17 protein-coding genes are annotated in these 21,957 nt (G+C 69.7%); 5 read left to right on the top strand and 12 right to left on the bottom strand.

The genetic code is table 11. The annotated features are described in order from the left end of the window. Positions 1–31: 31 nt before the first annotated feature. The 3 genes from R8G01_20910 to R8G01_20900 are packed head-to-tail and all read right to left on the bottom strand — an operon-like array spanning position 32 to position 3,985. Positions 32–2,836 (bottom strand): hypothetical protein, encoded by a 2,805-nt coding sequence (locus tag R8G01_20910; protein MDW3216465.1) that lies wholly within the window; start codon positions 2,834–2,836, stop codon positions 32–34. Positions 2,837–2,877: 41 nt separating this feature from the next. After that, positions 2,878–3,612, bottom strand: coding sequence for a type II CAAX endopeptidase family protein (locus tag R8G01_20905; protein ID MDW3216464.1), 735 nt, complete (start codon positions 3,610–3,612; stop codon positions 2,878–2,880). A gap of 28 nt (positions 3,613–3,640) precedes the next feature. Next, on the bottom strand, positions 3,641–3,985 hold the full coding sequence (locus tag R8G01_20900; GenBank protein ID MDW3216463.1) for a DUF3499 family protein: 345 nt from the start codon (positions 3,983–3,985) through the stop codon (positions 3,641–3,643). 17 nt (positions 3,986–4,002) lie between these two features. Here R8G01_20900 and ftsH point away from each other — a divergent pair, with 17 nt between their 5' ends. Further along, on the top strand, positions 4,003–5,988 hold the full coding sequence (gene ftsH, locus R8G01_20895; GenBank protein ID MDW3216462.1) for an ATP-dependent zinc metalloprotease FtsH: 1,986 nt from the start codon (positions 4,003–4,005) through the stop codon (positions 5,986–5,988). Positions 5,989–6,171: 183 nt separating this feature from the next. Here the strand turns inward: ftsH and R8G01_20890 are convergent, their stop codons facing one another. Genes R8G01_20890 through R8G01_20880 form a run of 3 tightly spaced genes read right to left on the bottom strand, consistent with a single transcriptional unit; the run spans position 6,172 to position 11,520 of the window. Beyond that, positions 6,172–6,630 carry a hypothetical protein gene (locus tag R8G01_20890; GenBank protein MDW3216461.1) on the bottom strand — a complete coding sequence of 153 codons (459 nt, stop codon included), beginning with the start codon at positions 6,628–6,630 and terminating at the stop codon, positions 6,172–6,174. 22 nt (positions 6,631–6,652) lie between these two features. Continuing rightward, positions 6,653–8,083: a DUF5719 family protein gene (locus R8G01_20885; GenBank protein ID MDW3216460.1), complete on the bottom strand. Its 1,431-nt coding sequence runs from the start codon at positions 8,081–8,083 to the stop codon at positions 6,653–6,655. After that, positions 8,080–11,520 (bottom strand): glycosyltransferase, encoded by a 3,441-nt coding sequence (locus tag R8G01_20880; protein ID MDW3216459.1) that lies wholly within the window; start codon positions 11,518–11,520, stop codon positions 8,080–8,082. Before R8G01_20880 ends, R8G01_20885 begins: the two co-directional genes overlap by 4 nt. A gap of 204 nt (positions 11,521–11,724) precedes the next feature. On the opposite strand from R8G01_20880, the gene R8G01_20875 reads away from it, so the two are divergent. Together R8G01_20875 and R8G01_20870 are read left to right on the top strand one after the other, a co-directional pair. Continuing rightward, complete coding sequence (locus R8G01_20875) at positions 11,725–12,033, top strand: hypothetical protein (GenBank protein ID MDW3216458.1); 309 nt, start codon at positions 11,725–11,727, stop codon at positions 12,031–12,033. A gap of 86 nt (positions 12,034–12,119) precedes the next feature. Next, positions 12,120–13,445, top strand: coding sequence for a hypothetical protein (locus tag R8G01_20870; protein ID MDW3216457.1), 1,326 nt, complete (start codon positions 12,120–12,122; stop codon positions 13,443–13,445). Positions 13,446–13,475: 30 nt separating this feature from the next. Here the strand turns inward: R8G01_20870 and gmd are convergent, their stop codons facing one another. Further along, positions 13,476–14,471 (bottom strand): GDP-mannose 4,6-dehydratase, encoded by a 996-nt coding sequence (gmd, locus tag R8G01_20865; protein MDW3216456.1) that lies wholly within the window; start codon positions 14,469–14,471, stop codon positions 13,476–13,478. Between the two features lie 155 nt (positions 14,472–14,626). On the opposite strand from gmd, the gene R8G01_20860 reads away from it, so the two are divergent. Together R8G01_20860 and cofD are read left to right on the top strand one after the other, a co-directional pair. Further along, complete coding sequence (locus R8G01_20860; protein MDW3216455.1) at positions 14,627–15,733, top strand: glycosyltransferase family 1 protein; 1,107 nt, start codon at positions 14,627–14,629, stop codon at positions 15,731–15,733. Between the two features lie 10 nt (positions 15,734–15,743). After that, positions 15,744–16,700, top strand: a complete 957-nt coding sequence (gene cofD, locus R8G01_20855) for a 2-phospho-L-lactate transferase (GenBank protein ID MDW3216454.1) — start codon at positions 15,744–15,746, stop codon at positions 16,698–16,700. Positions 16,701–16,719: 19 nt separating this feature from the next. Here cofD and R8G01_20850 read toward each other — a convergent pair whose 3' ends face one another. The 5 genes from R8G01_20850 to R8G01_20830 are packed head-to-tail and all read right to left on the bottom strand — an operon-like array spanning position 16,720 to position 21,954. Further along, positions 16,720–17,616 carry an NAD-dependent epimerase/dehydratase family protein gene (locus R8G01_20850; GenBank protein ID MDW3216453.1) on the bottom strand — a complete coding sequence of 299 codons (897 nt, stop codon included), beginning with the start codon at positions 17,614–17,616 and terminating at the stop codon, positions 16,720–16,722. A gap of 54 nt (positions 17,617–17,670) precedes the next feature. Next, positions 17,671–18,666 (bottom strand): NDP-sugar synthase, encoded by a 996-nt coding sequence (locus R8G01_20845; GenBank protein ID MDW3216452.1) that lies wholly within the window; start codon positions 18,664–18,666, stop codon positions 17,671–17,673. Beyond that, entirely contained in the window at positions 18,666–19,580 is a 915-nt protein-coding gene (locus R8G01_20840; GenBank protein ID MDW3216451.1) for a hypothetical protein, read from the bottom strand. The genes R8G01_20845 and R8G01_20840 overlap by 1 nt, the downstream gene beginning before the upstream one ends. 41 nt (positions 19,581–19,621) lie before the next feature. After that, complete coding sequence (locus R8G01_20835) at positions 19,622–20,857, bottom strand: glycosyltransferase family 4 protein (GenBank protein MDW3216450.1); 1,236 nt, start codon at positions 20,855–20,857, stop codon at positions 19,622–19,624. Further along, on the bottom strand, positions 20,854–21,954 hold the full coding sequence (locus R8G01_20830) for a glycosyltransferase (protein ID MDW3216449.1): 1,101 nt from the start codon (positions 21,952–21,954) through the stop codon (positions 20,854–20,856). The genes R8G01_20835 and R8G01_20830 overlap by 4 nt, the downstream gene beginning before the upstream one ends. Positions 21,955–21,957: the final 3 nt, after the last annotated feature.

Here is a 21,957-nt window from a genome sequence, read left to right as displayed (position 1 = left end):
GGATGTATCGACCGCCGCCCTCAGGGCGGGGTCAAGGTCCCGGCGAGCGCCAGACGTCGTCGGTCGGACCGGACGGTCGTTCGTCGTCGGGTGCACTCGGTGCACCGTCGTCTCGGGGGCCGCGCGGCACGTCGCTGTCGTCGACGTGCGGCGCCGCGGGCGGCCATACCGCATCGGGCTGCGACGACCTGAGGCTCCAGTCGTCGATCGGACGTGTCGGAGCATCCGCCGCGTCGGTCGACGTCCCCTGGCCGAACCCCGCTGGCACGACGTCGTCGTGGCGGACGTCGCCGACCTTGCGCCAGTAGACGCAGAGCCCGACACCGATCAGCGTCAGCAGAACGGTGAGGTAGTCGACCATGCTGCGCCCGTAGTGCAACTCGACGTGGGTGTCCTGCGGCACCACGACCATCATGTTCGGGCCGACCCGGAACGGGCCCTCGGCGCCGGTGGCGTTCCAGTTCGGGAAGTAGCTGACGCGCACGAGCACGGGCACCCCCACCTGGTCGACGTCGAACTCGATCGAGTCCTGACCCATGTCGACGTTGCTCACGGTGACGGCCGGCAACGGGACCGGTTCGATCGGGGACGTCGGCACCACGATGTCGACCCGTCGCCCGGGCTGCCCCTCCTCGCCCTCGCGACGGGACAGGTCGGGCGTGACCTCGATCCGCTGCCAGCTGTCGGGACCGTCGTTCGCCGGCATCGCCTGCCACTCGTCACGATGCTGGAACCAGCTCGTGCCCAGCTCGAGGTATCGCTCGCGGGTGTCGCCGCCACGTTCGCCGACGACCACCGGTTGGGTGGCGAGCGGCACGACGATGTCGCTGCCGGCGACCTCGTAGATCTCCCACGGACCCGACGTGGCGGTCAGGGTCAGCTCGGGCTGACTCGCCGCCTCGGCCTTCGCTTCCGGTGTGCGCACCATCGCGTAGCGGACACCGAGCGCCTGCAGATGGCCCACGCCGACCGAGGCGTCGTTGTCGGTGTAGCGCAACTCACGGACCGGGTTGGACGACTGCTTCGACATCGCCGCCGTGGCGAGGAAGTGGTACGGGGTCGTACCGGATGCCTCGAAGAACAGCCCCTCCATCGAACCGATGCAGCCGTCGGTCCAGTGCGGCAGCAGCATCAGCGCCATCGTGGTGCCGTAGTTACCGTTGTCGCTGCTGTTCTCCCACAGGGCACGCCCGCAACCGTGGTTCGGGTCGTTGCCGAGGCGGTCCATCGTCGTGACGACGCCGTGGTACTCGGTGTAGTACTGGTCGCGACCCTCGTAGCCGAGGAAGTTGTAGCGCGACCAACCGTCGCCCTGCGCGTCGGCGTTGGTGGCGGTGGCGGTGATCGGACCCCACGAATACCGCGAGGCGCCGTCGACCGTGGTCGTGCCGTCGAACGGGAGTTCCTGGAACATGAAGCCGAGCACCAGCAGCACGCCGACGGCACCGATGCCGGCGAACACCGAGCTCTCGATCGCCGTGGGGTCCGCCTTGGCCCGCCGGTCCTTCACGACGTTCCAGCCGATCGACAGCACCTCGTAGATGCCGATCATCATCAGCAGGTAGCGCACCAGGTACAGGAACGGCAGGAGGCGCGGGTTCCACAGCAGACCGATCACGGGGAGGCTGTCCTGGGCCAGATACACACCGGCGACCAGCACGAGACCGAGCACGCCGAGCGCGGCACCGTTGAGCTGCCGCCGCACGATGCACATGCCGAACCCGATCAGGGCGAAGGTGGTGATCAGGATGTCGAGCGGTGCGGTGAGCGGGAAGTACATCTCCCACCAGTTGGTGAGTGCGCCGTACTTCATGTCGGTCATGTACTCGTGGTCGAGCAGGAACGGACCGGCCCACCACATCAGCAGCAGCACGCTCGTGACGCCGACCGTCACCGAGTACCAGAGGCGTGTCCGGTCGACCCAGACCAGCGAGAAGATCACGGCGGCCAACGCGACGAAGATCAGCACGATGCCGTGCGACACACACGCCGCGGCGATCATCACCGACGTCCACACGCGGTACTTGCCGGTCCGGAGCCCGGCCGCGAGCAGGCCGAGCGCGAGCACGCCGAGCGACAGGGCGATCGAGAACGAGAACTCGCCGGCCATCGTCGACTTGAGGTTGCCGCCGTAGATGCTGAAGCTCTCGTCGAGCACGAACGCGAGGCCACCGCACGCGAACATCTCGGGGATCGGGTGCTTGAACCCGGCCAGGCGACCGAACGCCCAGCACGCGGCCGGCAGTGTGATCAGGCCGAGCACGCTGACGAGCTTCATCGCGACGCCGTACGGCAGCACGACGTTGACGAGCAGGATCGCGAGCGCCGGGAGCACCATGTAGAACCGGTAGGCGGGCATGCCGCTGTACCAGTCCATCGTCCAGCCGTTGAGCCGGAACGACCCGAGGAGGTTGTCGCGCAGGAACGCCGGCCCCCACACGTGCGCTCCGAAGTCACCGCCCGTCGGCGTGGTGTCGTCGAAGATCAGGTCGGTGTTCGGGAGGAACGGGTTGAAGTGGACGACCTTCATCATGATGACGGTCGTGACCGAGAGCGACACGAACGTGACGAGGTACCGGACGATCCGGTCGCGCGGCCACGGACGCGCTGCCCAGTCGAGCGGCCGGCGCATCGCCCGCTCCCAGACCCGGGTGGCGAACGGGACCGGCGCCGGCTCCCATGCCATCGCGTCGGCGCTCGGAGCGTCGTCGGCACCGCCCACGGAGCCGTCGGCGGGGTCGGCGACATCGGTCGAGACCGCTGCGTGGCCGGGCTCGTCGAAGATCGAGTCGGCGAGGTCGGCGTCGCGGCGTGGGGTGTCCAGGTCGTCAGTCATGGGCGCCCGTCATTGTGTCAGCTGGGCCGTCGCGGACGACGTCACCCGACCGATTGCAGGACGACGACCAGGCCGGTCGCGTTGAACGCGGCGTGCGTCACGATCGCGGGGCCGATCCGTCCGGTCAGGGCGACACACCCGCCGAACGCGAGTCCGGCGACCAACAACCCCGGGTACTCGACCGGGCTGAAGTGCACGAGCGCGAACCACGCGGACGTCGATACCAGGCCGATGCCGGTGCCGACCGCGGCGGAGACCGACCGCTGCAGCAGACCGCGGTACATGAACTCCTCGATGAGCGGCGCACCGACGACCACCACGAGGACCAACAGCACCGTGAGCCAGCCCCCGGCCCGGTTCGCCAGGTCTTGCGCCCGCTCCTCGATCCGTTCGTTCGAGAAGGTGTCGGGCCACAGACCGCGCAGCGGGACGTACAGCAGCGGGATCACGAGCAATTGGGTCGCGACGCCGAGCGGGATGCCGGCGAGGTCGATCGGCCGGAACGTCGCCCCGTAGTCGACGACCGGCTCACCGGTGCCGAAGCGTCGGCTCGCGACGAGCAGCGCTGCAGCCATCACCGTCCACGTCGCCGCCGATGCCGCCGCGAGTTGAGGGATCGTGAGATCGCCGCCGAGCTCGGCACCGAGCAGCGCGATCATGGCCGGCGCAGCGATCAGCGTGCCGGCCACCCACGCCACCGACCACGTGCCGAGCGCCCGACCGACCTCGATGGGAGGGTCGGCCGCGTCGGAACGCGGTGGCTCGGTCGCGGTCACGGCCGCGGATGGTATCGGTCGAACGGCGTCAGACGGCGATCAGGTCGGGGCGCACGACCGCACGGCGGTCGAGGACCTGCCAGCCCTGCGGTGCCGTCAGCCGCCCGGCATGCCGGGCGCACAGGTCGTACGCGTGCGGATCCCGCTCGGGGCTGAGATGGTCGAGCCACACCTGCGCGTGCGCGTACTGGTACGTCAGCGTCACCGCCGCAGTCTCGCTGCAGCCCGTCCTCGAGCACTGCCTCGTCACGTCGAACACCGTAGGACGCCGTACGGGCCGGAACGTGGACCTCGACGTTGCGATCCCGTTGCGAACGTGCGACGGCAGCGCACCGCCTTTGGCATGCGCTGCGACCTGGCAAGCGTCGCCCATACCCGTAGCATGGTTGCATGGACAAGTTGCCTCCTCCGCCCCCTCCTCCCCCGCCGGGGCGCGGCCGGTCCTCCGGTCCTCGTCCCGAGCGAGACCGCAAGCCGAGCCTGCCCGGATCCGGCGGCGGGTCCGGCGACGGCAGCCCGACGCCCAACTCGTGGCGTCGTTGGCTCCCGTGGGTCGCGATCGGTGTGTTCCTCGCGATCTTCCTCGTGCCGTCGCTGCTCTCCGGCGACGAGGGCGAAGAGGTCAGCTTCAGCGACTTCATCGACAACGTCGCCGCCGGTGAGGTCGCCAACGCCGAGTGGGAGAACGGCACCGGCAAGATCACCGGCGAACTGACCGACGGCACCAAGTTCGTCACGGTCGGCAGCGCCGACGGCCCGAACGACGCCCAGACCGAACTGCTCAAGTCGAACGCGGTCGATTACAAGTTCGACAACCCCAGTTCGAACTTCCTCCTCAACATCCTCGGCCTGATGCTGCCGGTCCTGCTGATCATCGGTTTCTTCGTCTGGATGCAGCGCCGGGCGCAGGGCCAGATGGGCAACGTCATGTCGATCGGCCGGAGCCGTGCGAAGTCGTACGACGCCGACAAGCCGTCGACCACGTTCTCCGACATCGCCGGCTACGAGGGTGTCAAGACCGAGATCAACGAGGTCGTCGACTTCCTGCGCATGCCGGAACGGTTCAAGGAGATCGGCGCCCGGGTGCCCAAGGGCATCCTGCTCGTCGGCCCTCCCGGCACCGGTAAGACCCTGTTCGCCCGCGCCGTGGCCGGCGAGGCCGGCGTCGGCTTCCTCTCGGTCACCGGTTCCGACTTCATGGAGATGTTCGTCGGTGTCGGCGCCAGCCGCGTGCGCGACCTGTTCCAGCAGGCCCGGCGGATGGGCAAGGCGATCATCTTCATCGACGAGATCGACTCGATCGGCCGCAAGCGTGGCGCCGGCCTCGGCGGCGGGCACGACGAACGCGAGCAGACCCTCAACCAGATGCTGTCCGAGATGGACGGCTTCGAGACCTCCGAGGGCATCGTCATCATGGCCGCCACCAACCGGCCCGACATCCTCGACCCGGCCTTGCTGCGCCCGGGCCGATTCGACCGCCAGATCGTCGTGCCGCTGCCCGAGCACGAGGAGCGCAAGGCGATTCTCGACGTGCACAGCCGCGACAAGCGCATGGGCCCGGACGTCGACCTCGACACGATGGCCCGAGCCACACCCGGCATGGCCGGTGCCGACCTGGCCAACCTGGTCAACGAAGCAGCGCTGATCGCCGTGCGTCGTGGTTCCAAGCAGATCGAACGGATCGACTTCGAGAACGCCCGTGACCGCGTGGTGCTCGGCGCGCAGCGCGAGTCGCTGATCATGAACGCCGAGGAGAAGAAGGCCACCGCCTACCACGAAGGCGGGCACGCGCTGCTCGCCACGGTGCTCCCCCACGGCGACCCGCTCCACAAGGTCACGATCCTGCCGCGCGGCATGGCGCTCGGTGTCACGTGGAGCCTCCCGCAGGAGCGGCACACCTACTCCCGCGAGTACTTCGAGGACACGATCTGCAAGGCGATGGGCGGTCGCGTCGCCGAGAAGATCGTCTTCGGTCACCTCAATTCCGGTGCCGCGAACGACCTCGAGCAGGCGACCGGCATCGCACGGCGCATGGTCCGCGAGTGGGGCATGAGCGACGAGGTCGGTCCGATGGCGTGGGGCTCCGGACAGCAGCAGGTGTTCCTCGGCGAAGACCTGATGTCGTCGGGCCGCGAGTACAGCGAGGACACCGCCAAGATGCTCGACGAGGAGATCGCCAAGATCCTCACCACACAAGAGCAGCGGGCGTACGAGATGCTCACCAAGCACCTCCGTGGCCTCGAACTGATCGCCGAGGCGCTCCTCGAGCACGAGACGATCGACGGCCCGGCCGTCGGCAAGCTGATCCAGCAGGGTCTGATCGAGGAAGGCAGCGACGAACACGTCGAGGCCAACGTCCTCGGCTCCCCCGACTGACCGACGGCTGCCTGACTGTTCGCGACCCGACCTGATCCTTGCGCGATCCGGAGCGGGGCCCGAGCGATCGGGTGGGCCGTTTCCGGAGCGGTCCGGATGGTCTGGGAGTGCGGTTGACCTCGGGGGTCCCGACATCTCGTCGTACCAGCGCTGCCGACTCGTCGAGCCCCCACTGAGCGAGGCTCAGGCGGTCGGGTGTTCGTGGCGGTCGCAGCCGCCGCCCTCGATCGAGCCCGGCTCCCTCGCGTTCGCGATCGCCGCCCACAGGTCGGTGGCGGTGACCGGGCCGAGGAAGCCGGCGTGCACGACGCCTGCGCCGTCGGCGATCACCAGGCACGGCACCGCGTCGATGTCGTAGCGTTCGTGCACGGCACGCTGCTCCTGGAACGTGACGTTCACGACGGTCACCTCGTCGCTGCGCAGCACCTCGGCCTTGCGGACGACGTCGGCGCACGTGGAGCACGTCGCCGACGTGAACACCGCGACCAGCCATCCGGCACCGTCGAAGTCGCCACGGTCGAGTTGGGCCGGGATCTCCCCGCGTACCTGGGTCGGCGGGTCGACCTCACGGCGGCGGCGCACGATGTTCGCCACGACGGCGACCACGGCGACCAAGGCGATGGCGAGCAGGAGACGAGCCACGGTGATCTGTCTATCAGCCGGTTCAGCCGGCGGGAACGGCCCACGACGACGAACGCGTGTCGCCGCGCCCCGTCGGGAACGACCGCTCGACGAACACCCGGGAGGAGCTCTCGAGGATCAGTTCACGTCCGAGCACGATCGGATCGAGGAGGTCGATCGTGATCACGGCCGCGCCGTCGATCGGGAGATCCTCCAGACCGGGGACGGGGACCGGGCCCGACTGACCCACCGCAGAGACCGTCACCGTGCCCGGCGTGTTGTCGGCGTTGTACACGATCACCGCATCGTCGACCGGCTCGTCGGGGCTGACACCCAGGTACCACGTGCTGGCCACGTAGGCGTCCTGGCGAGGCGTGGCACCGAGCAGCACGGAGGTGGCCGTCGTGTCGCCGACCGTGCGGGTGACGGCTCGCTCGACCACGATCGTCGACTCGGCTTGGGCGAACACCGTGGTGTGGCGCCCGTCTGGCAGATCCGGTTCGTCACCCGGGTCGTAGGTGACCACCTCGCGCGCCGGGACGACGATCGGGTCGAGCAGCACCGGCGTGTCGATACCGACGAAGATGACGTCGACCTCGACCTGCTCGTCGGTCGGGTTGTAGATCGAGAACCGCTCGCTGACGTCGGGGCCCTTGGCACCGTCGGCGAACCACCACTGGTCGCGCAGCGCCGGTGCGGCCAGGGTGACCTGACTGCCCGTCCGGCCGCCGCCCGTGAACGACTGGGCCCGCCCGACGACGAGACGACCGCGGGTCGCCTCGACGGTGACCGCCAGGATCGGTTCGCTCTGGGCACCGGCACCGGGAGCGCCGAGGTCGATGACCCGGATGCTGCGCGGCGGCACCGTCAGGCCGCGGTACGACTGCGGGCGGCGCGACCCCTCCTGCGTGGCGAACTCGAGGTTCGCGACCACGGTCTGTTCGAACGGGTTCGTGAGGATGACCTGGTCGAGGCTCCCTTCGACCGTGAAACCGTCGGCGAGGTACCAGGTGTCGGACGTCGCGTTGGCGCATGCGGCCACGCTGTCGCCGGACGACTGGAGTGAACGCTGCTCGACGACGCCGCCGCCACCGTCGATCTCGACGACCGCGCCGACGACCGCGCCAGGGAGCAGGTCGTCGACGTCGACCGTGGCCGACGCCCAGCCGTCGACGTCGAGCGCCAGACGAAGGCTTTCGGAATCGGTGTTGACCAGCAGGACGGTGCCGACCATCCGGTCGGGCGTGCGGTTGGCGATGACGATCTCACCCTCGGTTCCGTCGACACCGGTCGCCGGCACACCGGGGCAGAACCACGTCTCGGTGAGACCACCGATCGGCGGAGCCGACGGCATCCAGCCGTTCGCCGACACGCTGAACGTCGGCGTCGCGGCGCCGAGCTCGGACCGCGTGCCGGCAACCAGGGCACCGACGGCGACCAGCAAGGCGACGAGTGCGGGCACACGGCGGTTCACGACCGGCCTCCGTCGTCGTCGGTGGATGTGTCGTTCTCGTCGACCTGAGCGACCAGGCCGGCGAGGTCGACCTCGCCGTCGGCGTCGGCCGCGTCGCTCGCCGGTGGGGCCGATGGCCGTGCGGTCGTCGATGGTGGGTCCGACAGCTCGGCCGAACCGACCGGGTCATCGGTCGTCGATTCGGGCGGGAGCGGATCGTCAACGAGGCCGACGTGGTCGACAACGACGTCGGCGTCGTCACCCCAGACCGGGCCGGCGAGCGCCTCGCCGGCGATCACACCGCTCGGCGACTCGGAGAGGTCGATGAGGGTCTCGTCGTGCAGTTCGACCGAGCGACGACGGCCGAACGGCGAGCGGGCACCGGCGGCCACGATCAGGACGGCCAGCCAGAGCATCGTCTGGGCGACGCGCCACCATGCCCGGTTGGCATCGTCGCGGTACGAGAGGACGCCGGTCCCGGCCTGCGTGATGTCGAATGCGGTGGTCACGCCGAAACCCGGGCGGGACGGGGTCGCGGTGCCGTCGACTTCGAGTTGGATCCGTTCGTCGTACGGCATCGCCAGGTGCAGGACACCCGGTGCCACCTCGTTGACGCCGGACGGCTCGTGCAGATCGGCGCCGACCATCGACGGGAGCGCGGCCGAGAGGTCGGCACGTGCGAGCGAATCCTCGCCGGCGAGCCGCGATGCGTCGGCGGTCGCACCGGTCAGCTGAGCCCCGGCGGGGATCCACGCCTGATTGACGAAGATCTCGAGCGTCGGCGGGCCGTAGACCGAACCGAGATCGAGCTGGTTCTGCAATGCCGGCACGAGTCCGCTCGCGACCGGTACCGGGTCGTCGACCGTCGACACCACGCCGTCGGTCTTCGGCACGACCACGTACCGCACGCCGAGCGGCGCCAGGATCCGCCCGGCGCGCAGCGTGGAACCGTCGGCGATGAGCCGCAGCGCCCGCTCGAGCGCGTCGTGGGCGAGGGTCCGGGGACGGATGAACCGATCGGTGAAGTCGAAGGCACCCGCGTCGGCGATGCCGTACGCGATGCCGTCGGAGAACTCACCGTCGACGACCGGGATCACCTTCGGATCGCCGAGGTACATCACCCGATAGTCGCCGGCGATCGGATCGACCGGCAGCTGCGTCTCGAGCAGGCGGATCATCGGCGTCTCCGGCGTGTGCCAGGCGCCGTTGCCGACGGCGATCACACCCGGGATCAGTCCGACGACGATGCCGGCGTTGGCGAGCAGTCCGATCGGCTGACGCCAGCCGAAGCCGCGCCGCAGTACATCCGAACCGAACCCGCCGGCCACGGCTGCACCCGACAGTGCGAGCCCGAGCGCGATCGGCGCCGCCAGCATCGCGGTCCCGGGCAGCGCGACGTCGATCGATCCGCGCTCGGACAACACCGCCAACGAGCCGAAGCCCACGACGAGAGCACCCGCACGAACACTCCAGGTGAGCCGCCACGCCCGGCTGATCGCGACGGCGGCGAGCATGGGCAGGTACAGCGCGAGGGCGAGCACCGCGAATCGGTCGGTGGTCGGGGCCAACGTCGAGATCTCGACGAGCGCCCGCCCGCTGGGTCGCGCCGGTTCGGGCCCGACGATCGAGGCCCACGTCCAGTCCAGGGACCACGGCATGTTCAGCACGAAGGCGGCGACCGTCGACAGGGCTGTCGAGACGGCGAGCCAGACCGCGACCCGCCACGAACTCCCGGCCAGGATCGTCGCGACGGCGAGCAGTCCACCGACGACGGCCCAGAGGACCACCACGATCGGCACGAAGGCGGCCGCGGCGGCGAGGACGAGCGTCAGGAAGGCGAGCGCCCGCGCACGGTGCCGGAGCCCCACCACGACGACCCCGTCGGCGAGGTCGAGCGCGTCGGCGTCGGGGTCGGCGGTCTCGATACCGGCGGCCCGACGGAGCAGGTGGACCAGCCAGGGCAGGGCCGCGAACCAGATCAGGGCCGACATGTCGCCGCGGCTCAGCAGCCCCGGCACGAGCGGCGTGCCCACATAGATCGCCATGCCGGCGATTCGAGCCCGGTTGATCGGGAAGACCGTCGCCAGTCGCCAGGCACCGACGGCTCCGAGCAGGAACAGCCCGACGATCGACAGCGTCTGCAGCAGCGCCATGTTGAACAGCGTGAGCACGCTCAGGACGGCGAGGATCACGTAGCCCGTCGGCAGGGCTGCCGTCGCTCCGAAGCCACGGGAGTCGTACGATCCGCGGTACTCGGCCCACAGATCGCGCGGGCTGCCGGGGAACCGGAGGAACTCACCGACCGGCGGCACGCCGTTGCGGATGAACTCGCGGCTCCCGATCACGACCGCCAGCACCACGCAGAGCCATGCCAGGAGCGGACCGAACGAGGCTTCGCGCCACCGTCGGACGGTCGAATCGGCCCCGACGTAGGTCTCGGTGTCCTTACCCCGGAGATACGACGTCAGCCGGGAGCTGCCGTGGTCCTGGAGGCCGAGCACTTCGCGCTCGGGCACCACGCGCTGGCCACGGATCGCACGGCGACGAGCCATGATCGAGCCGGTTCGCGGGATCAGCCCACCGAGCGCACGGGCCGACGAGAGCGCCTCGCCGAACCGTCCGGTGAACAGACCGACGATCAACTCGACGAAGGTCAGCAACACCATCTGGACCGATCGGCCGAGCAGGCGTGAGCCGCCGGTCAGCGTGGCGACCGCACGCATGCGATGGCGGGCGCTCAGCGTGCGGTGGCTCAGATCGGGCCGACGCAGTGGCAGCTGTTCGATGTGTCGGACGCCGGCGTCGGGAGCGACGATCACGCGGGCGCCGGTGAGGTGCGCTCGCCAGCAGAGGTCGAGGTCGTCGCCGTGGAACGAGATCTGCGGATCGAACCCGCCGAGCGTCCGGAACAGGTCGGCCCGGATGAGGAAGCAGGCCGACGGCAGCACGAACACGTCGCGGACGGCATCGTGCTGCTCCTGATCGGCTTCGCCCGGATCGACGATCGGATCGATCTCGCCGAACCGGTCGAGCCCGAGCCCGACGTGCTGCAGCATCTTCGGGTGGTCCCACTCGACGAGCTTCGGGCCGACCATGCCGGCGTTGGAACGGAACAGTTCGGCCACGAGCAGGCGGACGACGTCGGGGGCCGGGGCGATGTCGTCGTGGCACAGCAGGAAGAACCCGTTGTCGCCCTCGACGAGCCGCAACACCTCGTTGATCGCCGGGCCGAAACCCGGGTTGCCGTCGAGCGAACGAACGAAGGCGGAGGGAATCACCGCGCGGATGCGCTCGGTCAGCTCGCCGTCGCCCTCGTCGGAGGTCAGCAGGAACAGCGTCCGGAAGTTGGGGTAGTCCTGATCGGCGAGGGCTTGGAGGGTCTCATCGAACCAGTCGCCCGGTTCGTGGACGACCATGACGGCAACGACCGACGGCGCAAGTTGGGTGTCCGTCTCCACGATGCATCGAGGCTAGCGGCGAGGCCGGTCCGGAGTCGGTCACTGCCGCCGGACTGCTGTGACGGACATCACATGCCGAACCTGCGTTGATCACGGCAACTTGCTTGCAATAGTTAGCAGTTGCTGGCACACTTGCAATCAACCCGGCGGAACCGCCGGACCACGACGAGATCCGCCCGGATCGCCACGCAGAAAGCACCCATCATGATCAACTGGAACGACCTCAAGAACCTCGACGTCAAGGATCTCGATCTCACCAAGATCGACCTCACCCGCTTCGACGTCCGCAAGATGGACCTGCCCAAGGTCGAGATGCCCAAGATCGACCTGCCGAAGTTCGACGTGCCGGAGTTGCCCGTCGACGCCGACCGCGTGATCGGGTTCGCCCGTGACGCCGCGTACGCCGGTGTCGGCGTCGCCGTCGTCACGGTGCAGAAGCTCGACGCCCAGCGTCGCGAACTGACCGACCAGGTCACCGCCCAGGTGCGCAAGGTCGTCGAGTCGGTCGCCTGACCGCTCGAACCCACCCCTCGCGGGTCACTCCCCCCGGTGACCCGCTCCCGCACGAGCGCGGGGCTGGCCGGTAAACTCGGGACCTCGTGTCCTCGCCCGCCACCCCCGCGCTCCGTCGCGTACCGCTCCCGGAGGGCACCCTTCCCGTCGGCGCCGCGCTGCTCGTCGCCGGCATCGCCACGTACGCCTTCTTCAAGGTCGGCGAGGTGGCCCTGGGCGGCGAAGAGGCCTTTGCACCGATCGTGGCGATGTGGTTCGCCACCTTCTCCCTCGCCCCGGGCTTCTTCCTCCCGCTCGAACAAGAACTCGGGCGTGCCCTCTCACATCGAAAGGCACAGGGAGAAGGCGGCCTGCCGGTCGTGCAGCGCATTCTCGTGCTCGGCGGGATCATCACCGGCGTGGTGCTGGCCGTCATCCTGATCGCCAGCCCGATCATCACCTCCAAGTACTTCAAGGGCGACTGGTGGATGCTCGCCGCGCTCGCCACGGCATTCGTCGCCTACGCGCCGGCCCACCTGGCGCGTGGGGTCTGCGCCGGCACCGGCCGATTCCACTCCTACGCCTTCGTGATGGGGTCCGACGGCGTGATCCGGATCGCTGTGTGCGTGGTCCTCGCCGCGATCGGCATCTCGTCGGCAGCCCCGTACGCGTTCGCCGTGGCGCTGTCGCCGCTCGTCGCGGTGGTGGTCGTCGGGGCCAAGGGACGCCTGCGTACCGAGCCCGGCCCGCCGGCCGAGTGGAACGAGGTCACCCAGAACCTGGGCTGGCTCCTCCTCGGCACCGTCTTCGCCGCCGGGCTCCTCAACGCCGGCCCCGTCGCCGCCAACCTGATGGCCGACGACGGCCAGGAAGAACTCGTCACCCAGTTCGGCTACGGCGTGCTGCTGGCGCGGATCCCCCTGTTCCTGTTCCAGGCCGTCCAGGCCGCCCTGCTCCCCCGACTGTCACGGCTCGCCGCCCGCAACGAACTCGACGAGTTCCGCAGCGGCCTGAAACGCCTGATGCAGCTCGTCATCCTCGTCGGGGTCGTCGGCACCGCGGGGGCGTTCACCCTCGGGCCCTTCGTGATCGAGCAGTTCTACGGCGCCGAGCTCTCCGGACGAACCCTGGCCATGCTGGCGCTGTCGAGCGCGACGTACATGGCCGGCCTGGCCACGGCACAGGCCGTGATCGCACTCCGCGGCCACGCGTTCGTCGCTGCCGGCTGGGGCGTCGGGGTCGTCGTGTTCCTGCTCGGAACCTGGCTGTCGAGCGACCTGCTGTTCCGGCGGATCGAGATCGGACTGTTGCTGTCGAGCATCGCCTCGCTCACCTGCTTCGCATTCGCACTGCGACACAAGCTGGCCAGCAATGCGACGCCGACGTCCGGCTCGTTCATGGACGCCATCACCGACATGCCGATGGAGAGTTGACCGGCCCGCCACCCCGGCGATCAACCGTGGTCAGTCGAGGCTGATCCCGGCCTTGGCCGCCTCGATCTCCAGATCGTTGGCGACCATCATGCTGATCAGGGTCGGGAAGTCGACCTCCGGCACCCAGCCCAGCTGATCGCGAGCCTTCGACGAATCGCCGATGAGCAGGTCGACCTCGGCCGGGCGGTAGAACTTCGGGTCCTGGCGCACGTAGTCCTGCCAGTTGTCGATGCCGACCTCGGCGAACGAGCGCTGCACGAGCTCTTCGATCGAGTGCGTCTCGCCGGTTGCGATCACGTAGTCGTCGGGCTCGTCCTGCTGGAGCATCAGCCACATCGCCTTGACGTAGTCGCCGGCGTAGCCCCAGTCGCGCTTGGAGTCGAGGTTGCCGAGCACGAGCTCGTGCTGGAGACCGAGCTTGATGCGAGCGGCCGCGTTGGTGACCTTGCGGGTCACGAACTCGATGCCGCGCCGCGGGCCCTCGTGATTGAAGAGGATGCCCGAGCACGCGAACAGGTCGTAGCTCTCGCGGTAGTTCACGACGATGTCGTGGCCGAACACCTTGGCGCAGCCGTACGGGCTGCGGGGGTGGAACGGGGTCAGTTCGGTCTGGGGGGTCTCGCGCACCTTGCCGAACATCTCCGACGACGACGCCTGGTAGAAGCGGATCGGGTTGTTCTGGCTGCCGCCGACCATCCGGATCGCCTCGAGCATGCGCAGCACGCCGAGGCCGGTGATGTTGGCGGTGAGCTCGGCCTGGTTGAAGCTGAGCGCCACGAAGCTGATCGCACCGAGGTTGTACACCTCGTCGGGCTGGGCCATGTTGAGGGCCGCCACCAGCGACGGGAGGTCGGCGAGGTCGCCCGGCACCATCTCGATGAAGGGCATCTCCTCGAGGACGGCTGCGACCCGGGGATTGCTCTGCCCCTTGACCATCCCGTAGACGTCGTACCCCTTCGAATGCAGGAACGCGGCAAGGTGTTGACCGTCCTGGCCGGTGATTCCTGTGATGAACGCGCGTGGCACGGTCGGCTGTCTCCTTCGTCGTCGGACGGCCCGAGTCTACGGATCTGCACGGGCACCGACTCGCCATCGTCCCGAACGCAACCGCGCCCCGCCGAGGCGGCCTGTGCAGGACGACCCGTCGTCATCTAGCGTGACGGTGCTGAACGAGCCCGATGATGACCACGCCTGCTCTCGACCTCGCCATCGACATCGGCCCGTTGTACGGGCACCGCACCGGGGTCGGCGTCGCGGTCGACGGTCTGGTCACCTCGCTGCGGGAACGTGACGACGTCCGCCTGTCGCCGTACCTGGTGAGCTTCCGGTCGAGTGCCGACGCCGGCCACCGCAAACTCCCGGTCCCCGGCAACGTCGCGTCGCACGTGTGGTCACGGGCCGACCGGCCGAGCGCCGATCGCTGGCTCGGACCGGTCGACGTGGTGCACGGCACGAACTACGTCGCACCACCCACCGCACACCCGACGGTGATCTCGGTGTACGACTGCTGGTTCCTCGAGCACCCCGACGGCGCCAGTCCACTCGTGCGGCGCGCCGGACAGACCCTCCGCCGCCGCGTGGCCGACGGGGCGTGGATCCACACCAGCTCCGAGGCGACCGCCCGCCGCGCCCGCAGCCTCCTCGACACCGACCGCGTCGTGAGCATCCACCTGGGCCCTCCCCCGCGGTCGGACGCCGCTCCGACGTCGACCCCCGAGGGACTCGAACCGTTGGCCGGGCCGGCTTTCGTGCTCGCGATCGGTACCGAGGAGCGCCGCAAGGACCTCCCGACGCTCGTCGTCGCGTTCGGCCGGCTGGCGGCCGATCGCCCGGCGATCCGACTCGCGCTCGCCGGTGCCCAGGGCGACCAGTCGTCCGAGGTCGACACCGCGATCGCCGCGTTGCCCGACGATGCTCGCCGCCGCGTTCACCGGCTCGGACCGGTCGACGACGCGACCAAGGCCTGGCTGCTGCGCCACGCTTCGGTCCTCGCGTATCCATCGCTCGATGAGGGATTCGGCTTCCCGATCCTCGAAGCGCAGGCGGCCGGCACGCCGGTGGTCGCCAGCGACGTCGGCTCGGTCGGAGAGGTCGCCGGAGCCGGGGCTGTCCTCGTCGACGGACGGACCCCCGAGCGATTCGCGGAGCAACTGGCCGCCGTGGTCGATGGGACGACATCGCGACTCATGCTGATCTCCGCCGGCCACGAGAACCTCGCTCGATTCTCGTGGGCGGCCACGGCCGACGCCTTGGTGGCGCTCTACCGCCGGGCCGTGCACGAACGATGATCGAGGATCGATGACCGTCACCGTGCTCGCCGGTGGGGTCGGCGCCGCCCGCCTCCTCCGCGGGATGGTGCGCGCCGTCACCCCGTCGGAGGTCACCGCCGTCGTCAACACCGGCGACGACACCGAGCTCCACGGCCTCGCGATCTCGCCCGACATCGACACGATCACCTACACGCTCGCCGAGGCGATCGACCCCGAGCGCGGATGGGGACTCGCCGGCGAGACGTGGCGGGCGATGGAGGCGCTCGAGCGCTATACCGCGGTGCGCCCGGCCGGATCGACGGCGGCGCCGACCTGGTTCAACCTCGGGGATCGAGATCTCGCCACCCACTTCTATCGCACGGCACGACTCGGTGAGGGCGCCGATCTGGCCACCGTCACCATGGAGATCGCTCGCGCCTGGGGGCTCGACCTGACGCTGCTCCCGATGACGAACGACCCGTTCCGCACGCGCATCGAGTTGGCCGAGACCGGTGAGGAGATCTCGTTCCAGGACTACTTCGTACGGCTCCGGCACGGTGTCGAGATCTCCGGCGTGCGCTTCGACCACGACGCGACACCGACCGAGCAGACGATGGCTGCGATCGGCGACGCCGAGGCCGTCGTGGTCGCTCCGTCCAACCCGCTCGTCTCGATCGGCCCCATCCGGTCGCTCCCCGGCGTCGACGAGGCGCTGACCGCCCGGCGCGAGCAGGTGGTCGCCGTGTCACCGATCGTCGGTGGCGCCGCCCTCAAGGGCCCGGCCGATCGGATGCTCACCGAACTCGGCATGGAGGCGTCGGTCGTCGGCGTCGCCCGGCACTACGCCCCGGTCGCCGCCGTGCTCGTGATCGATGTGGTCGACGCCGACCTGGCACCGGCCGTCGAGGCGGCCGGGATGCGCTGCGTGGTCGCTCCGTCGATCATGACGACACCCGAACGCTCCGAGGCGCTCGCCCGGGTGTGCCTCGCCGCCGTCGAGGGGTGATCGGCAGACTCGGCGGGCGTCAGTCGATTTGGGCGAGTCCGTCGGCGAGCTCGGTCCACGGCGACCACGAGAGGTGAATCCTCGCTCGTACGGGCGACACCGCGAACCGCTGGATCTCCGTGGCCGACGACGGGACATGAACGGGCGCCTGGCCGTTGGAGCCGCCGATCGTCTCCCACAGCGACGAGATCGACGTCTGCTCTCCCGTGCCGACGTTGACGACCAGACCACTGCCCTTCGTGCCCGCCTTGGCGAGCGCGTCGACGGCATCGTCGATGAACAGGAAGTCACGGGTCTGTCGGCCGTCGCCGAACATCGTCGGCGCTCGACGTTCGGCGGCGGCATGACGGAAGGCGGCGACGACACCACCGTCGGGGCGCTGCCGCGGCCCGTACACGTGAGCGAACGCGAGCGCCGTGAACTCGAGCGCATCGTGCTCGCGGTGGACGGCGAGCAGATCGACCGTCGCACGGGCGACGACCCCACGCGCGCCCCGCGGTTCGAGCGACTGCTCCTTGAGCGGGAGGTCGCGGCTGGCGGGCCGGCCGTACAGCGCCGACGCAGGGAGCGCGACCACGATCTTGCCGACGCGGTGCGCGCGAGCGGCCTCGATCACGGCCATCGTCGTGGAGAACGCCTGCGCGAGCGACGCCGGGTTCGGGTCGCCGCGAGGGATCGCGGCGAGATGGAACAGCACGTCCGGCGAACGCATGCCGATCAGCGACGAGAACTCGTCGGCCGCCGCGTCGAGGTGGTGGATCTTGAGCGACCCGACCATCGAACGAGCCTCGGCCAGGTTCGCGAGGCTGCCGCGCGACAGGTCGTCGACCACGTCGACCGTCTCGCCGTCGGCGATCAGCCGGTCGACGAGGTGGGACCCGATGAAACCTGCCCCACCGACGACGACGACGTTCATGTGTTCATCATGGCCCGTGGCCGCCCCTGCAGTGCACCTTCGGTGACGTTCGGCTCAGGTGGGCTCGGGCAACCGCTGCGCGGTCACCACGGTGTCGGCCGCCACCGAGTAGTCGGCGCCGATGATGCACGCCGTGACCACGGAGCCGGATCCGACCACACCAGCCACCACCGAACGGTCGACGACGGCGCCTGCTTCGACGACACCACCGGGCAGCAGCACGGAATCGGTGACCCGTGCACCCGTCGCGACGCTCGCCCCGGGACCGACGACGCTCTCGATCACGATGGCGTCGTCGTGGACCACGGCGTCGACGTGTACCCCGTCGACGCCGTCGCCCCGCACACCGCGGACCAGGTCGAGGTTGGCCTGGAGGAACTGCTCGGGGCTGCCGGCATCGAGCCAGTAGTCGTCGGACGGCATGCCGTACAACCGGCCAGCGTCGACCAGCGCCGGGAACACCGTGCGTTCGACGGACACCCGCTGGAGCGGCGGTAGGTGGTCGAGCACGCTCGGTTCGAACACGTACGTCCCGGCGTTGATCAGGTTGGAATCGGTCTCGCCCGGCGCCGGCTTCTCGACGAATCGCAGCACGGCACCATCGGCATCGGTCTCGACCACCCCGAACGCCGACGGATCGTCGACCGCGGTCAGGTGCAGGGTCGCCTCAGCCCCGAACGCCCGATGGGCCTCGACGAGCGCACCGAAATCGAGGTCGGAGACGACGTCGCCGTTCGCGACGAGGAAGGTGCCCTCGACCCCGGCGGCACGGGCGGCGAAGGCGATCGCTCCACCGGTGTCGAGCGGTTCGGGTTCGACGGCGTAGTGCACGCGAACGTCGCCGTGGGCACCGTCGGGAAACGCCGCCTGGAACGGTTCTGGCTTGAAGCCGAGCGCGAGCACGACGTCGGAGACTCCGGCTGCGGCCAGTCGGTCGACAAGATGGACGATCATCGGCCGGTCGATGACCGGCAGCATCGGCTTCGGGACGTCGTTCGTGAGGGGGCGCAGCCGGGTGCCGAACCCGCCCACCAAGACGACCGCGAACATCAGCCGTCGGTGGTGTCCGTCTCGCCGTCGTCGTCCCCGGTCGGCGTCGTGTCGTCGGTCGGCGTCGTGTCGTCGGTCGGCGTCGTGTCGTCGGTCGGCGTCGTGTCGTCGGTCGCCACGGTGCCACCCGGCAGGGTGACGTCGCCCTGGAGGAGATCGTCGGGCAGGATCTGCCCGCTGTCGATCGCGCCGAGCTGCGGGAGCTGCTGCGCCCACGGGGGCATCGTCTGCGGCGCATCGTCGGCGGTGTAGTAGATCGCGAAGACCATGCCGTCGTTGTCGAGATGGATGTTGTCCATGTTGGCGACGTAGCGCGTGCCGCCGTCGGTGTCGGTGAACGCACCCCAGGCCTTGACCGAGACCTCGGCGTCCTCGCCGTCGCACTGCGTCTCGCCCTCGATGAACTCGACGCCGCCGACCGTGGGAGCCTGGCCGAGGTAGTTCGGGTTGGGGCCGTAGCTCCCCGCGGACGGGAACTTCAGCGAGTCGTTGTCGAGCTCGACCTCGTAGGTGTCGAGGAACACACCGAGCACGGCGTTCTTGCCGACGCCCCGGGAGTTGTACGGGTGCCAGTGGATCACACCGTCGTCATGGCTGTGGATGCCCGTCCGGACGAAGTTGACGTTGGTGAACTGGCCGCGCGAGTCGCGCTCTTCGAGGTTGCCGTTGAGCTGCACCCAGCCGTCACAGAGGTAGAAGCCGTACGCGACGTGCCAGTGATCGTTGATCGACGGCTCGGACGAGTCGGCGGCCGGCAGGCTCTGCCGGGCGTAGACGATCAGCGCGAGGCCCAGGATCAGCGTGGCCGCGACGGCGAGCGGGAAGATGGTGCCGCCCTGGAAGCGGACCTTCTTGCCCTTGCCCTTGGTTGCCAGCTTGGCGGCCTTCTTGGTCGACGAGGAGGTACTTGCCACGGCAGGCAGGCTATCGGGGGGACGGCTGCATGCCGTGGCAGTCACCCGCGACGCGAGATGACACCCATGAGCTGGGCATATGCGGCTCCGACGGCGCGTGGTGAGGCCTCGGCCACCACCCAGCTCCGGCCGGACCGGCCGTGTTCGGCGGCCCGGTCGGGGTGGTCGACGAGGTCGCGCAGGGCGTCGACGAAGGCGTCGACGTCGTCGGGCGGGACGGCCACACCGGCGCTCGCTGCGGCCAGCAGGCGCGGGATCTCGGTGTCGGCGTCGATCGACGCGACCACCGGTCGTCCGGCCGCCAGGCTCGAGTACGTCTTGGACGGCACGCTCACATCGCCGAGCCCGGCGCGGAGCGGCACGACGTGCACGTCGCCGCTCGCGAGCACCTCGGGCAGTCGTTCGACCGGCTGGTAGCCGGCGAAGCGCAGGTTGGCGACGCCGACGGCGGACGCCTCGAGCGTGGATCGGGCCGCGCCGTCGCCGTTGACGACGAACGTGATGTCGGGGCACCGGCGCGCCGCCTCGACGACGAGGTCGAGCGACTGCGAGAAGCCGACGTTGCCGGCGTACAACACCACGGGTTCGTCACCGATCCCGAGTTCGGCCCGGTACGTCGTCGAGCGATCGAGCGGCCGGATGACGTCGGTGTCGACGAAGTTGGTGATCACGTGGACCCGCTCACGCTTGGACGCGGTCATCTTGCCGGCGACGTTCCGGCGGAGGTCCTCGCTCAGCACGGTGACGGCGGCAGCGCGGTGGTACGCGAACCGTTCGAGCGCCGACGCGGCGGCGATGATGCGCCGATTCGTGATCGCACCGGTCCGGACCGCTGCATCGGGGAAGACGTCCTGGATGTTGAACACCAGCGGGGCCCGTCGGAGGCGGCCGACGAGCCAACCGGTCGGCCCGAGGGTCAGGGGTGGGGACATCGCGAACACGACGTCGACCCGCCGGAACCAACCCCCGGCCCGGAGTGCGCCGATCCCGGCGAGCACGGAGAACGCGAGGAACCCGATCGCCCGCCGGAGCAGATTCGACTTGTCGGCGCCGGGGAACGGGTGCACCCGCGTCACCGATCCCCACGGGGTCGTCGCCGTTCGTATCCATCGGCCCGACCATCCGGGAGCGACGGCGTGGTCCGCGTACCAGGGCAGCGCCGAGACCACGTGGAGTTCGTGTCCGAGGTCGGCGAGCTCGTGGACGATCCGCGTCATCACGGTGCCCGTGGGCGCCGTGTCGGGTTCGAAGTGGGGGCAGAGCACGACGATCTTCACGAGGCCGCCTTTCGATACGCGGAGGCGATGGCGGCGCCCGATGCCTCGATGGTGAACCGCTCGCGTCGGCGCCGTCCCCTGACCACCAGCTCGGTGCGCGTCCGACGCACCTCGTCGACCGCCCGGGCCCACGCAGCCCCGTCGGGTTCGTCGACCACCACACCGGCGTCGCCGACCACCTCGACGAGCGCATCGGCCGAGCTGCACACGACCGGGGTGTCGAGCGCCATCGCCTCGACGACCGGTGCGCCGAACCCTTCGAACTCGCTCGGGAACAGCAGCGCGTCGGCGTCGGCGAGCAGCGCGTCGCGGTCGGCGTGCGGGACGCGTCCGGGGCGGACCACACGCTCCCGCTGGGAACTCGCCTCGATCACCGATGCCAGCGCCGCCTCGGCCGAGCCGGAGCCGCCGATCAGCACCAGCATCGTGTCGTCGTCGAGATGGTCGAGCATGCGGACCAGCAGGCCGTGCCCCTTGTGCGGATGGGTGATCGCCGGGTACACGACGTACGGCCGTTCGTGCACCCCGTAGCGGGCCCGCGCCGCGGCGATCCGTTCCGGTCCGGGCACGGCGACCGGGGGCACGCCGTGCGGGACGACGACGACACGATCGACGTCCACGTCGAACACCTCGCACAGATGGTCACGCACGAACGTCGAGGGAACGGTGACCACGTCGGCGCGACGGACCGATCGCGGCACCATCGCCGCGAGGTAGCGACGGCGGGCGGCGCTGAAGTACTCGGGGTGACGCAGGTATTGGAGATCGTGGACCGTGAGCACCGATGCCGCCCCGGACGGGCCGACCGCGACCGGCATCGTGCCGCCACCGTGATGGATCGCGTCGGCCCCGCGCGCCTGCATCGCGAGCCACGTGTGTTCGAGCAGGATCCGGGTGGCGCGGTTGCCGGCGACGGGCATCGGACGGAAACCGAACCGGTCGACGAGGTCGGGATGTGCCGGACCGAACGCCCGCTCGGCGTAGAGGTCGACCTCGAACGCCGACGCGTCGACCCCGAGCAATTGGCGCGTGAGGTACTCCTCGGAGCCCCCGACCCGGCCCGGAGTCAACCAGGTGAGGTTGACCGCGACCTTCACGTG

The sequence above is a fragment of the Ilumatobacteraceae bacterium genome (assembly GCA_033344875.1).
Classification (GTDB): Bacteria; Actinomycetota; Acidimicrobiia; order Acidimicrobiales; family Ilumatobacteraceae; genus Ilumatobacter.
The sequence above is the reverse complement of the archived record's forward strand: the minus strand, read 5'-3'. Positions and strand labels throughout refer to the sequence as shown.